The organism is Citrobacter sp. CK202 (assembly GCF_030333225.1).
Classification (GTDB): domain Bacteria; phylum Pseudomonadota; class Gammaproteobacteria; order Enterobacterales; family Enterobacteriaceae; genus Citrobacter_B; species Citrobacter_B koseri.
Map to the genome: position 1 here is coordinate 682,373 of NZ_JAOWGI010000028.1, position 12,649 is coordinate 695,021.

Genomic DNA, 12,649 nt, shown 5'->3' on the forward strand with positions numbered 1-12,649 from the left:
GCGTAGGCCGGATAAGGCGTTTACGCCGCCATCCGGCAACATGCCCGGGGCGCTGCGCTTGCCGGGCCTACAAACCATCGTAGGCCGGATAAGGCGTCAGCCGCCATCCGGCACCCGTAAATGCCTGATGGCGACGCGTTTGCGTCTTATCAGGCCGGCACCTGTGCTCCGCACACCTCGCAACCCGGATTGCGCATTAATTTCATTTCGCGGAACTGACAGGTCATCGCGTCGTACATCACAATTTTGCCGGATGCGGGTTGACCGTAATGCGCCAGCAATTTGATGGCTTCCATCGCCTGCAATGAACCGATCACCCCTATCAGCGGCGCCATAACGCCCGCTTCCACGCAGGTGAGGGCGTTCTCGCCAAACAGACGGCTCAGACAGCGGTAGCAGGGTTCGCCTTCCTGCCAGGTAAAGACGGTGATCTGTCCTTCCATACGGATGGCGGCGCCGGAAACCAGCGGCACTTTGGCGGCGAAACATCCGGCATTAAGCTGATTACGGATGGCAACATTGTCAGTACAGTCCAGCACCAGATCGTGCCCGGCGATAAGCGTATTCAGCGCCGGTTCGTCCAGCAGGGCGTTGATCGGTGTAAGGGTGATATAAGGGTTAATGCGTGCCAGCGCCTCGCGCGCCGAATCCACCTTCGGCTGCCCGACGGTGGCATCGCTGTGCAGCGTCTGGCGTTGCAGGTTCGACACTGAAACGGTGTCAAAGTCGAGCAGCGTAAGCTGCCCAACGCCCGCGCCCGCGAGGTACTGCGTTGCCGCACACCCGAGTCCACCCAGGCCAACGGCCAGCACCCGCGCATCCTTTAGCGCTTCCTGTCCTTCAAAATCGAACCCTCGCAGAATGATTTGCCGGTTGTAGCGCATCATCTCCTGGTCGCTGAGTTCCGCCATTACAGGCCTCCAAACAGCGCGTTAAACGGCTCTACTTCCACCCATTCGCCCGCGTCAACGTTACCGCGATCGCGTTCCAGCACAATAAAACAGTTACCCATGCTAAAGGAGCTGAAAATATGCGAACCCTGGTGTCCCGTGGTGGTGACTTCCAGTTCGCCGTCAGCCGTGCGTTGCAGAATGCCGCGCTGAAAATCAAGACGGCCCGGCGTTTTCTTCAGCCGTGAAGCGGTACGCACGCGCTGGCGCGCTGGCAGACCGCTGGCGATATTGCCGCTAAGTTTCGCCAGCAACGGCTGCACGAGCTGATAGAACGTCAGCGCCGCAGAGACCGGGTTGCCCGGCAGACCGCAGAACCAGCTGTTGCTCAGTTTACCGAAGGCGAACGGTTTGCCCGGTTTAATCGCCAGTTTCCAGAACGCGATTTCTCCCAGCTCTTCAAGGATCGTTTTGGTGTAATCCGCCTCGCCCACTGAAACGCCGCCAGAGCTGATGACCACATCGGCCTGGCTGTCGGCTTCGATAAAGGCGGCGCGTAGCTGCTGCGGGTTATCGCGAATGATCCCGAGATTGATCACCTCGCAGCCTAACTGCTCAAGCATCAAGTGTACGGTTAAGCGGTTGGTATCATAAATTTGCCCGTCGCCCAGCGGCTGACCCGGCAATTGCAGTTCATCGCCGGTGGAGAACAGCGCCACGCGCACTTTGCGCACGACCTGCGCTTCGGCGATGCCCAGCGAAGCCAGTACCGGCAGTTCTGCGGTGGTCAGGCGAGTCCCCGCCGGGAAAACCACGGCGTCATGGGTGATGTCTTCCCCACGGCGGCGGATGTTTTGTCCGTTACGAACGTCAGCGGTAAAGCGGATGCCCTCGTCGGTTTGCTCCGTCTGTTCCTGCATGACCACCGCCTCACACCCCGCAGGCACCGGCGCGCCGGTCATAATGCGGATACAGGCGCCAGCAGGCCATTCCCCCTGGAACGGTTGCCCGGCAAAGGCTTTCCCCGCCACCGGCAGCGGTTGACCAGCGGTCAGATCCGCCAAACGCACCGCGTAACCGTCCATTGCGGCGTTATCGAATCCCGGAACGTCCAGCGGGGAGACCACATCGTTTGCCAGGATGCGGCCAAAACAGTGAACCAGCGGCAGGGTTTCGAATGCCGTGAGTGGCGTAATGCGCGACAACATCTGGGTGAGCGCCGTTTCAAGCGGCATCAGTCCGGCGGTAAATTCCATGAAAACACTCCTGCGAGGCAAAATCGAATCCGTCTATTATGTCAGAAAATGCGGGCAGGCTGTATGCCACCTCAGACTTAGGGGCTGGCCCTTTACCTTTACATGCCGCCTGCATCTTTCTATATTCAAAAATCGAATCAATAACTCACAACAATTCTGATATTTATAGGGAAAGTTGTGTGCCACCGCTAACGGACGACAAATAATGGGCAAAGCAGTCATTGCTATTCACGGCGGCGCAGGCGCAATTACGCGCGCACAGATGAGCCAGGAGCAGGAACAGCGCTATATTCAGGCGCTGTCGGACATCGTCGAAACAGGACAGAAAATGCTGGAGGCGGGCGAAAGCGCGCTGGATGTGGTGACGGAAGCGGTGCGTTTGCTGGAAGAGTGCCCATTATTTAATGCCGGGATCGGCGCGGTTTACACGCGCGACGCCACCCACGAGCTGGATGCCTGCGTTATGGACGGCAATACGCTTAACGCAGGCGCTGTCGCTGGCGTTCGCCATTTACGCAACCCGGTGCTGGCCGCCAGGCTGGTGATGGAGCAAAGCCCGCATGTGCTGATGGTGGGGGACGGGGCGGAAGCGTTTGCGGCTTCCCGGGGGATGGAGCGCGTTTCTGCCGATCTTTTCTCCACGCCTGAGCGCTATGCGCAACTGCTGGCGGCGCGTGACGCCGGAGAAACGGTGCTCGACCATAGCGGCGCGCCGTTGGATGAAACCACCAAAATGGGCACCGTGGGCGCGGTGGCGCGGGATCGGTTTGGTAATCTGGCGGCGGCCACGTCGACGGGCGGCATGACGAATAAACTGCCTGGTCGCGTAGGCGACAGCCCGCTGGTCGGGGCTGGGTGTTACGCCAACAACGCCAGCGCGGCGGTTTCCTGTACCGGAACGGGCGAGGTGTTTATCCGCGCATTGGCGGCCTACGATATCGCCGCGCTGATGGATTACGGCGGACTCAGCCTGGCGGAAGCCTGCGAGCGTGTGGTCATGGAGAAATTGCCTGCGCTGGGCGGCAGCGGTGGGCTGATTGCCGTCGATCACGAAGGCAACGTCGCCCTACCTTTTAACAGCGAAGGCATGTATCGCGCCTGGGGATATGCCGGAGATACGCCAACGACGGGGATCTACCGGGAGTGAGGAGCAACAGGTGCCACACAGTCACGAATTAGACGCCAGCGACGTACTGGCGGTCAAAAATTTGAACATTGCGTTCGAGCAGGAGCAGCAACGCGTCAGCGCGGTGCGCAATGTGTCGTTTCGGCTTCAGCGAGGCGAAACGCTGGCGATTGTCGGTGAATCGGGATCGGGGAAATCCGTTACGGCGTTATCGTTGATGCGCCTGATCGAGCAGGCGGGCGGCGACGTTCACTGCGATCAGATGCTGCTTCGGCGGCGTAATCGCCAGGTCATTGAACTGGGAGAGCAAAGCGATGCGCAGATGCAGCGCGTGCGCGGCGCGGATATCGCCATGATCTTTCAGGAGCCGATGACCTCGCTTAACCCGGTATTTACCGTGGGCGAGCAGATTGCCGAGTCCATTCGCCTGCATCAGGGGGCGAGCCGCGAAGAGGCAATGGCGGAAGCGAAACGGATGCTTGACCAGGTGCGCATTCCTGAGTCGCAGGCCATCTTATCGCGTTACCCGCATCAGCTTTCCGGCGGGATGCGCCAGCGGGTGATGATCGCGATGGCGTTGTCGTGCCGCCCGGCGGTGCTGATTGCCGATGAACCGACCACCGCGCTGGACGTCACGATTCAGGCGCAGATCCTGCAACTGATCAAAGTGCTGCAACAGGATATGTCGATGGGGGTGATTTTTATCACCCATGACATGGGCGTGGTGGCCGATATTGCCGATCGCGTCCTGGTGATGTATCAGGGCGAAGCGGTGGAAACCGGCAGCGTTGAGCAAATTTTCCACGCGCCGCAGCACCCTTATACCAAAGCGCTGCTGGCCGCCGTGCCGCAATTAGGCGAGATGAGCGGACACGATCTGCCGCGCCGCTTTCCGCTGATTTCACTGAACGATCCCGATCGTGTGGAACCGCAAACTGAGCAGGACACGGTGGTGGCAGGCGATCCGATCCTGCAAGTGCGCAACCTGGTGACGCGTTTCCCGCTGCGCAGCGGCATTCTTAACCGCGTGACCCGTGAAGTGCATGCGGTGGAAAACGTCAGCTTTGATCTCTGGCCTGGCGAAACGCTCTCGCTGGTGGGGGAATCCGGCTGCGGTAAATCGACCACCGGGCGGGCGCTGCTGCGGCTGGTGGAGTCGCAGGCTGGCGAAATTACCTTCAACGGGCGGCGGATCGACACGCTTCCTGCCGGTAAGTTACAGCCGCTACGGCGAGATATTCAGTTTATTTTTCAGGACCCTTACGCTTCGCTCGACCCGCGCCAGACGGTGGGTTACTCCATAATGGAACCATTGCGGGTGCATGGTTTGCTGGAAGGCGAGGCGGCCGCGTCGCGGGTGGCGTGGTTGCTTGAGCGTGTAGGATTGCGCCCGGAACATGCGTGGCGCTATCCGCATGAGTTTTCTGGCGGCCAGCGTCAGCGTATCTGCATCGCCCGCGCGCTGGCGCTGAATCCAAAAGTGATTATCGCCGATGAGTCAGTTTCCGCGCTGGATGTCTCGATTCGCGGGCAGATCATTAATCTGTTGCTCGATTTGCAGCGGGAAATGGGCATCGCGTATCTGTTTATTTCACACGATATGGCGGTAGTGGAGCGCATCAGCCATCGCGTGGCGGTGATGTATCTGGGGCAGATTGTGGAAATCGGCCCCCGCCGGGCGGTGTTTGAAAATCCGCAGCATCCCTATACCCGTAAATTAATGGCGGCAGTACCGGTGGCCGATCCTTCCCGGCACAGGCCGCAGCGTGTGCTGCTGTCGGACGATATCCCCAGCAACATCCGTAAACGTGGGGAGGAGATCGCGCCCGCTCCATTGCAGTTAGTCGGGCCAGGGCATTATGTCGCGCGCCCGCAGGCAGAAAATGCGTTATCGCGTTTATAACATCTCATAAAACAGGCAGGGTTCAGGAGAATAATATGACAACATTTGTAACCCGTAATTGGCTGGTTGCGCTGGGCGTCGCTTCTGCACTGGCGGCATCTCCGGCGTTTGCTGCTAAAGATGTGGTGGTAGCGGTAGGCTCTAATTTCACCACGCTCGATCCGTACGATGCGAACGACACCTTATCGCAGGCGGTGGCGAAGTCGTTTTATCAGGGGCTGTTTGGTCTTGATAAAGACATGAAGCTAAAAAATGTGCTGGCTGAAAGCTACACCGTTTCCGACGATGGCCTGATCTACACCCTGAAGCTGCGCCAGGGGGTAAAATTCCAGGACGGCACCGACTTTAACGCGGTGGCGGTGAAGGCCAACCTCGATCGCGCGAGCGATCCAGAAAACCATCTCAAACGCTACAACCTGTATAAAAACATCGATAAAACCGAAGCGGTCGATCCGACGACGGTAAAAATTACGCTGAAACAACCGTTCTCGGCGTTTATCAATATTCTGGCGCACCCGGCGACGGCGATGATCTCTCCGGCCGCGCTGGAAAAATACGGTAAGGACATTGGCTTCCATCCGGTCGGCACCGGGCCGTATCAGCTGGATACCTGGAACCAGACTGATTTCGTGAAAGTGAAGAAATTTGCGGATTACTGGCAGAAAGGTTTACCTAAACTGGATACGATCACCTGGCGTCCGGTAACGGACAACAACACCCGCGCGGCAATGCTGCAAACCGGGGAAGCGCAATTTGCGTTCCCGATCCCATACGAGCAGGCGACAATTCTGGAGAAAAACAAAAATCTACAGTTGGTTGCCAGCCCGTCGATCATGCAGCGTTACATCAGCATGAACGTGACGCAAAAACCGTTCGATAATCCGAAGGTGCGGGAAGCGCTGAACTACGCCATCAACCGTCAGGCGCTGGTCAAAGTGGCCTTTGCCGGTTATGCGACGCCTGCCACGGGCGTGGTGCCGCCAGCCATTGCGTATGCGCAGAGCTACGCGCCGTGGCCTTACGATCCGGCGAAAGCGCGCGAACTGCTGAAAGAGGCGGGCTATCCGAATGGGTTTAGCACCACGCTGTGGTCGTCTCATAACCACAGCACCGCGCAGAAAGTGCTGCAATTTACGCAACAGCAGCTGGCGCAGGTCGGTATTAAGGCGCAGGTAACGGCGATGGACGCCGGGCAGCGTGCGGCAGAAGTGGAAGGCAAGGGGCAGAAAGAGAGCGGTGTGAGGATGTTCTACACCGGCTGGTCGGCTTCCACGGGGGAGGCGGACTGGGCGTTGTCACCGCTGTTTGCCTCGCAAAACTGGCCGCCAACGCTGTTCAATACTGCGTTCTACAGCAACAAGCAGGTTGATGACGACTTAGCGGCAGCGCTGAAAACCAACGATCCGCAGGAGAAAGCGCGCCTGTATAAAGAGGCGCAGGACACCCTCTGGAAAGAGTCCCCCTGGATTCCGCTGGTGGTGGAAAAACTGGTCTCAGCCCACAGTAAAAATTTGACGGGTTTCTGGATCATGCCGGACACTGGCTTCAGTTTTGATGACGCGGATTTGCAGTAAGCAACGCGCGCCCGATGGTTTTATCCGGCTTGCAGACGCAGTTCGTTGCAGGTCGGATAAGGGATTTACATCGCCATCCGGCAAAAGGTTTGTAAAGGGAGCCTGATGCTTAATTATGTGCTTAAGCGCCTGCTGGGGTTGATTCCGACTCTGTTTATTGTGGCGGTGCTGGTGTTTTTATTTGTTCATCTGTTGCCTGGCGATCCGGCGCGGCTGATTGCCGGGCCGGAGGCTGACGCGCAGGTGATTGAACTGGTGCGACAGCAGCTTGGTCTCGATCGGCCGTTGCATGTCCAGTTCTGGCATTACATGACTAACGTGTTGCAGGGTGATTTCGGCACGTCGATGGTGTCTCGGCGTCCGGTATCGGCAGAGATTGCCAGCCGCTTTATGCCGACGCTGTGGTTGACCATCACCAGTATGGTATGGGCGGTACTGTTCGGGATGACCGCCGGAATTATCGCCGCCGTCTGGCGTAATCGCTGGCCGGACAGACTCAGCATGACGCTGGCGGTAACCGGGATTTCGTTCCCGGCGTTCGCACTGGGGATGCTGCTGATGCAGATATTCTCCGTTGAGCTGGGGTGGTTGCCGACCGTGGGCGCAGATAGCTGGCAGCACTATATTCTTCCCTCCATCACGCTTGGCGCCGCCGTTGCGGCCGTGATGGCGCGCTTTACCCGAGCGTCGTTTGTGGATGTCCTCAGTGAAGACTATATGCGCACCGCGCGCGCGAAAGGGGTCAGCGAAACCTGGGTGGTGCTGAAACACGGTCTGCGTAACGCCATGATCCCGGTTGTGACCATGATGGGGTTGCAGTTTGGCTTTCTGCTCGGCGGTTCGATTGTCGTCGAGAAGGTCTTCAACTGGCCCGGACTGGGGCGGTTGCTGGTTGATTCAGTGGAAATGCGCGACTACCCGGTGATTCAGGCTGAAGTGCTGCTGTTTTCTCTGGAGTTTATTCTTATCAATTTAGTGGTGGATGTGCTTTATGCCGCCATTAACCCGGCTATCAGGTACAAGTAAGGATGCGATTATTTAACTGGCGCCGTCAGGCGGTTTTAGATGCCATGCCGCTGGTCAAACCCGACCGGGTGCGTACGCCGTGGCATGAATTCTGGCGGCGTTTTCGCCGTCAGCATGTGGCGATGATCGCAGGGATATTTGTGCTGTTGCTGATCCTGGTGGCGATATTCGCCCGCTGGCTAACGCCTTTCGATGCGGAAAATTACTTTGATTACGATCGCCTGAATGACGGTCCTTCGGCGGCTCACTGGTTTGGCGTGGACTCGCTGGGGCGGGATATTTTCAGCCGCGTCCTGGTCGGGGCGCAAATTTCGCTGGCGGCAGGTGTTTTCGCCGTCTTTATCGGCGCGGCGCTTGGCACGGTGCTTGGGCTGGTCGCGGGCTATTACGAAGGCTGGTGGGACCGGCTGATTATGCGTATTTGCGATGTGCTGTTCGCGTTTCCGGGCATTCTGTTAGCGATTGCGGTCGTGGCGGTGCTCGGTAGCGGTATTGCGAATGTGATTATCGCCGTCGCCATCTTTTCTATCCCCGCGTTTGCCCGTCTGGTGCGCGGAAACACATTAGTGCTGAAACAGCAGACGTTTATTGAGTCGGCGCGCAGTATTGGCGCCAGCGACGCGACGATTTTGTTCAACCATATTTTGCCTGGCACGGTCTCGTCGATCGTGGTCTTTTTCACTATGCGCATCGGGACGTCGATTATTTCTGCGGCAAGCCTGTCGTTTCTGGGGTTAGGCGCGCAGCCGCCAACGCCGGAGTGGGGGGCGATGCTCAATGAAGCGCGGGCGGATATGGTCATCGCGCCGCATGTGGCGATTTTTCCGGCGGTGGCGATTTTCCTGACGGTGCTGGCGTTTAACCTGCTGGGCGACGGGCTACGCGACGCGCTGGACCCGAAGATTAAGGGGTGAATGTAGAACCGTAGGCCTGATAAGCATGTAGGCCTGATAAGACGCTTCAGCGTCGCCATCAGGCATTGCGCCCGATGGCGGCATAAATGCCTTATCCGGCCTACGGGTTTTACGATAATTTGGGCGAATTAAACGCGGCTGCCCCACAGGTCATATTCGTCGGCGTTATCAACTTTCACGCGGATAACGTCGCCGGGTTTAACGTTGGTTTCACCGTTGAGGTAGACCGCGCCGTCGATTTCCGGTGCGTCGGCCATGCTGCGGCCAATCGCGCCTTCTTTGTCAACCTCGTCGATAATGACCAGGATTTCGCGACCCACTTTCTCTTGCAGACGTTCTGCGGAGATCTGCTGTTGCAGCTGCATAAAGCGGTTCCAGCGCTCTTCTTTCACCTCTTCCGGCACCTGATCCGGCAGCGCGTTCGCACCAGCGCCTTCGACCGGGCTGTACTTGAAGCAGCCGACGCGATCTAGGCGCGCCTCTTTGAGGAAGTCGAGCAGTATCTGGAAATCGTCTTCCGTCTCGCTAGGGAAACCGACGATAAAGGTCGAACGCAGGGTCAGTTCCGGGCAAATCTCACGCCACTGTTTGATGCGCGCCAGTTGGCGATCGACAGCGCCCGGACGCTTCATCAGTTTGAGAATGCGCGGGCTGGCATGTTGCAGGGGGATATCCAGATACGGCAGGATTTTGCCTTCCGCCATCAGCGGGATCACGTCATCAACGTGCGGATAAGGGTAGACGTAGTGCAGGCGCGTCCAGATGCCCAGTTTTGACAACTGCTCGCAAAGGTCGACCATGCTCGTTTTTACCGGCTCGCCGTTGTGGAAACCGGTGCGGTGCTTCACATCCACGCCGTAAGCGGAGGTATCCTGGGAGATGACGAGGATCTCTTTCACGCCCGCATCGACCAGACGTTTGGCCTCGCTTAACACTTCGCCAATCGGACGGCTGACCAGATCGCCGCGCATGGACGGAATAATGCAGAAGGTGCAGCGATGGTTGCAGCCTTCAGAAATCTTCAGGTAGGCGTAGTGACGCGGGGTCAGCTTAACGCCCTGTTCCGGCACCAGGCTCAGGAACGGGTTGTGCTTCGGTTTTGGTACGTAATGGTGAACGTGTTCCAGAACCTGCTCATAGCTATGCGGCCCGGTGATTTCCAGCACTTTAGGGTGTACTTCACGGATCTGATCGACTTTCGCGCCCAGGCAGCCGGTGACGATCACCTTGCCATTTTCAGTCAGCGCTTCACCAATCGCTTCCAGAGACTCCTGTACGGCGCTGTCGATAAAGCCACAGGTATTGACGATCACCATGTCGGCGTCGTCGTAGCTCGGTACGACGTCATAGCCTTCGGTACGCAGTTCAGTCAGGATTCGCTCCGAATCAACCAGGTTTTTCGGGCAGCCCAGGGAAACGAAGCCGATTTTCGGCTGGCGGGTTACATTGCTCATAGCTTAAAAATTGTTCAGTTATTGGAATGGTCAGGGCAGGGATTCTACAGAGATCCGGGCAAAAAATGTATCGCTATCTCATCGCCTGTGCGGGCAAGCGCGCCACGGAGTTTATAGCAAATATGTAAAGTATGTTAATACCGAGTGAATTATTGATCTCAGGCAGCACTTTGTTCAAAAAATGACCATACTATTAAGTTGCAGTATGGTTGGAAAGAGGAGGAACAAGGTATGGTCGTTGACAGACTAAGAACCGAGCTACTTAACAAGCTGATAAACGCCCGAATCGATCTCGCCGCTTATTTGCAGTTAAGAAAGGCGAAAGGCTATATGTCAGTCAGCGAAAGTGATCATCTGCGTGACAACTTTTTTGAACTGAATCGTGGGCTTCACGATAAATCACTGCTGCAAGGTCTGCATCTGGATCAGGAAGAATGGAATGCTTTACATCGTGCTGAAGGCGCACTGGCAGCCGCCGCAGTATGTCTCATGAGCGGACACCATGACTGTCCGACGTTTATCGCCGTCAACGCAGAGAAACTTGAAAACTGTCTGACAACATTGACGCTGAGTATCCAGAGCCTGAAAGCGCAATCACCGCTTGAACAGGTCTAAGTCAGGGGGAGGCGACTCCCCCTTTTCGTTAAGTTTTTGTAAAAATCAATCCGCGCTGTCCCTTGCTGACTACGCTTTAACGCAGGGTCATACAGGAGGCGGTATGCGTCGGACACTTTTCTCTGTTGCCTTATTGGCACTGTTTTCTCCCTTCGTGAATGCAGAAACCCCGGCGGTGAAGGTGGAGGTTTTGCAGACCAAACTTGACCATCCCTGGGCGCTGGCTTTTCTGCCGGATAATCGCGGTATGTTGATAACTCTCAGAGGCGGCCAGCTTCGTCACTGGCAGGCGGATAAAGGGCTTTCCGATCCGATAACGGGCGTGCCGAAGGTCTGGGCGAACGGGCAGGGGGGATTGCTGGACGTGGCGCTCGCGCCTGATTTTGAGCAGTCTCGCCGCGTCTGGCTCAGTTTTTCTGAGGCCGATCGCGAGGGGAAAGCCGGAACGGCGGTAGGCTTCGGGCGACTCAGCGATGACCTGAAGCATCTGGAGGAATTCCAGACCGTTTTTCGTCAGATGCCGAAACTCTCAACCGGTAATCATTTCGGCGGACGACTGGTGTTTGATGGCAAAGGCCATCTGTTTATCGGGCTTGGCGAAAATAATCAGCGCTCTACCGCACAGGATCTGGACAAGTTGCAGGGCAAAGTGGTGCGCCTGACCGACCAGGGGAGCGTGCCGCCGGATAATCCCTTTGTGAATCAGACCGGCGCGCGCCCTGAGATCTGGTCGTACGGCATACGTAACCCGCAGGGTATGGCGATAAACCCGTGGAGCGATGCGCTGTGGTTGAATGAGCATGGCCCGCGCGGCGGCGATGAAATCAATATCCCCGAAAAAGGTAAAAATTATGGCTGGCCGCTGGCAACCTGGGGCATTAACTACAGCGGCTTTAAAATCCCGGAAGCGAAAGGTGAAATTGTCGAGGGAACGGAGCAGCCGATCTTCTACTGGAAAAAATCGCCAGCGGTCAGCGGCATGGCGTTTTATAACAGCGACACGTTCCCTCAATGGAAGCAGAAACTGTTTATCGGCGCGCTGAAAGAGCAGGATGTGATTGTCCTGAGCGTTAACGGCGATAAGGTGACGGAGGACGGACGGATTCTGGGCGACAGAGGGAAACGTATTCGCGATGTGCGCGCAGGACCCGACGGTTATTTATATGTCTTAACCGACGAGTCCGACGGAGAACTGCTGAAAGTCAGCCCACGCGCTTAGCTGACCGGGATCATCACCGTTTTACGAAACGCCGGGCGTTCGGTAAGTTGCTGATACCAGCGCTCAAGGTGAGGGCGCGGCGTCCAGCTCAGGCCAACGTTAAACAGGTTGTAGACGAAGGGGGCGATCGCGATATCCGCCGTGCCGAACTCCGCGCCGGAGAACCAGGTCTGGCTGGCCAGCGCCTCATCAAGAATGCCAAACAGGCCGTCGCAGACGTTGGCGCCGGCGTCGATCGCCGCCTGGTCGCGCTGCTCCGGCGGGGTGCGGACTAAACCCATCAGGATCACGCGATGCGCCGGGCTTAACGTCTGGTTTGCCCAGTCCATCCACTTTTCCCCTTCTGCCCGTCGCGCCGGAGAGTCTACCCACAGACGCTTTTGCCCATACTGCGCCGCCAGATAGCGGACGATGGTATTGGACTCCCAGAGCAAAACGTCCGTTTCATCATCGCGCAGCAGCGGCACCAGGCCATTCGGGTTCATCGCCAGATAGTCAGCGTCATGATTCAGCCCGAACTGCCCGCCTGCCAGAATTTGCGTATAAGGCAGCTCCAGTTCGTCGAGCGTCCATCGCACTTTTTTGACGTTGGTTGAGTTATTCCGTCCCCACAGCGTAATCATAGTTACCCCTCAAATTGTTCTGCAATCGGTATCCGACTCGTCCCATGGT

Annotated in this window: 11 protein-coding genes; 7 read left to right on the forward strand and 4 right to left on the reverse strand. The window is 57.3% G+C overall.

What is annotated here, in order from left to right:
• Window positions 1-149: 149 nt before the first annotated feature.
• Together moeB and moeA are read right to left on the reverse strand one after the other, a co-directional pair.
• Window positions 150-911 carry a molybdopterin-synthase adenylyltransferase MoeB gene (gene moeB / locus OGX84_RS19290; RefSeq protein WP_112002212.1) on the reverse strand — a complete coding sequence of 254 codons (762 nt, stop codon included), beginning with the start codon at window positions 909-911 and terminating at the stop codon, window positions 150-152.
• Window positions 911-2,146, reverse strand: coding sequence for a molybdopterin molybdotransferase MoeA (moeA, locus tag OGX84_RS19295; protein ID WP_012133131.1), 1,236 nt, complete (start codon window positions 2,144-2,146; stop codon window positions 911-913). Before moeA ends, moeB begins: the two co-directional genes overlap by 1 nt.
• Window positions 2,147-2,351: 205 nt before the next feature.
• On the opposite strand from moeA, the gene iaaA reads away from it, so the two are divergent.
• From iaaA to gsiD, 5 genes are all read left to right on the forward strand, one after another.
• A complete protein-coding gene (gene iaaA / locus OGX84_RS19300; RefSeq protein ID WP_012133130.1) occupies window positions 2,352-3,293 on the forward strand; it encodes a beta-aspartyl-peptidase in 942 nt (313 codons plus the stop codon).
• Window positions 3,294-3,303: 10 nt separating this feature from the next.
• Window positions 3,304-5,175 carry a glutathione ABC transporter ATP-binding protein GsiA gene (gene gsiA, locus OGX84_RS19305; RefSeq protein WP_024130503.1) on the forward strand — a complete coding sequence of 624 codons (1,872 nt, stop codon included), beginning with the start codon at window positions 3,304-3,306 and terminating at the stop codon, window positions 5,173-5,175.
• 35 nt (window positions 5,176-5,210) lie between these two features.
• Complete coding sequence (gene gsiB / locus OGX84_RS19310) at window positions 5,211-6,749, forward strand: glutathione ABC transporter substrate-binding protein GsiB (RefSeq protein ID WP_112002213.1); 1,539 nt, start codon at window positions 5,211-5,213, stop codon at window positions 6,747-6,749.
• A 105-nt stretch (window positions 6,750-6,854) separates the two neighbouring features.
• Entirely contained in the window at window positions 6,855-7,775 is a 921-nt protein-coding gene (gene gsiC, locus OGX84_RS19315) for a glutathione ABC transporter permease GsiC (protein ID WP_049010826.1), read from the forward strand.
• Between the two features lie 2 nt (window positions 7,776-7,777).
• On the forward strand, window positions 7,778-8,689 hold the full coding sequence (gene gsiD, locus OGX84_RS19320) for a glutathione ABC transporter permease GsiD (protein ID WP_012133126.1): 912 nt from the start codon (window positions 7,778-7,780) through the stop codon (window positions 8,687-8,689).
• A 128-nt stretch (window positions 8,690-8,817) separates the two neighbouring features.
• On the opposite strand, the gene rimO is transcribed toward gsiD, so the two are convergent.
• Window positions 8,818-10,143 carry a 30S ribosomal protein S12 methylthiotransferase RimO gene (rimO, locus tag OGX84_RS19325; protein WP_112002215.1) on the reverse strand — a complete coding sequence of 442 codons (1,326 nt, stop codon included), beginning with the start codon at window positions 10,141-10,143 and terminating at the stop codon, window positions 8,818-8,820.
• A 231-nt stretch (window positions 10,144-10,374) separates the two neighbouring features.
• Between rimO and bssR the strand changes: the two genes are divergently transcribed.
• Complete coding sequence (gene bssR, locus OGX84_RS19330; RefSeq protein WP_024130501.1) at window positions 10,375-10,758, forward strand: biofilm formation regulator BssR; 384 nt, start codon at window positions 10,375-10,377, stop codon at window positions 10,756-10,758.
• 103 nt (window positions 10,759-10,861) lie between these two features.
• Window positions 10,862-11,977 carry a PQQ-dependent sugar dehydrogenase gene (locus tag OGX84_RS19335; RefSeq protein WP_286458302.1) on the forward strand — a complete coding sequence of 372 codons (1,116 nt, stop codon included), beginning with the start codon at window positions 10,862-10,864 and terminating at the stop codon, window positions 11,975-11,977.
• Here OGX84_RS19335 and OGX84_RS19340 read toward each other — a convergent pair.
• The gene (locus OGX84_RS19340) at window positions 11,974-12,600 is read right to left on the reverse strand and encodes a glutathione S-transferase family protein (protein WP_049008548.1); all 627 of its coding nucleotides are present in this window, start codon (window positions 12,598-12,600) and stop codon (window positions 11,974-11,976) included. The genes OGX84_RS19335 and OGX84_RS19340 overlap by 4 nt on opposite strands.
• Window positions 12,601-12,649: the final 49 nt, after the last annotated feature.

Bases quoted from the DNA above. Each gene is read 5' to 3' on its own strand.
- moeB (WP_112002212.1), bottom strand. From the start codon at position 911: ATGGCGGAACTCAGCGACCAGGAGATGATGCGCTACAACCGGCAAATC.
- moeA (WP_012133131.1), bottom strand. From the start codon at position 2,146: ATGGAATTTACCGCCGGACTGATGCCGCTTGAAACGGCGCTCACCCAG.
- iaaA (WP_012133130.1), top strand. From the start codon at position 2,352: ATGGGCAAAGCAGTCATTGCTATTCACGGCGGCGCAGGCGCAATTACG.
- gsiB (WP_112002213.1), top strand. From the start codon at position 5,211: ATGACAACATTTGTAACCCGTAATTGGCTGGTTGCGCTGGGCGTCGCT.
- gsiC (WP_049010826.1), top strand. From the start codon at position 6,855: ATGCTTAATTATGTGCTTAAGCGCCTGCTGGGGTTGATTCCGACTCTG.
- gsiD (WP_012133126.1), top strand. From the start codon at position 7,778: ATGCGATTATTTAACTGGCGCCGTCAGGCGGTTTTAGATGCCATGCCG.
- rimO (WP_112002215.1), bottom strand. From the start codon at position 10,143: ATGAGCAATGTAACCCGCCAGCCGAAAATCGGCTTCGTTTCCCTGGGC.
- bssR (WP_024130501.1), top strand. From the start codon at position 10,375: ATGGTCGTTGACAGACTAAGAACCGAGCTACTTAACAAGCTGATAAAC.
- OGX84_RS19335 (WP_286458302.1), top strand. From the start codon at position 10,862: ATGCGTCGGACACTTTTCTCTGTTGCCTTATTGGCACTGTTTTCTCCC.
- OGX84_RS19340 (WP_049008548.1), bottom strand. From the start codon at position 12,600: ATGATTACGCTGTGGGGACGGAATAACTCAACCAACGTCAAAAAAGTG.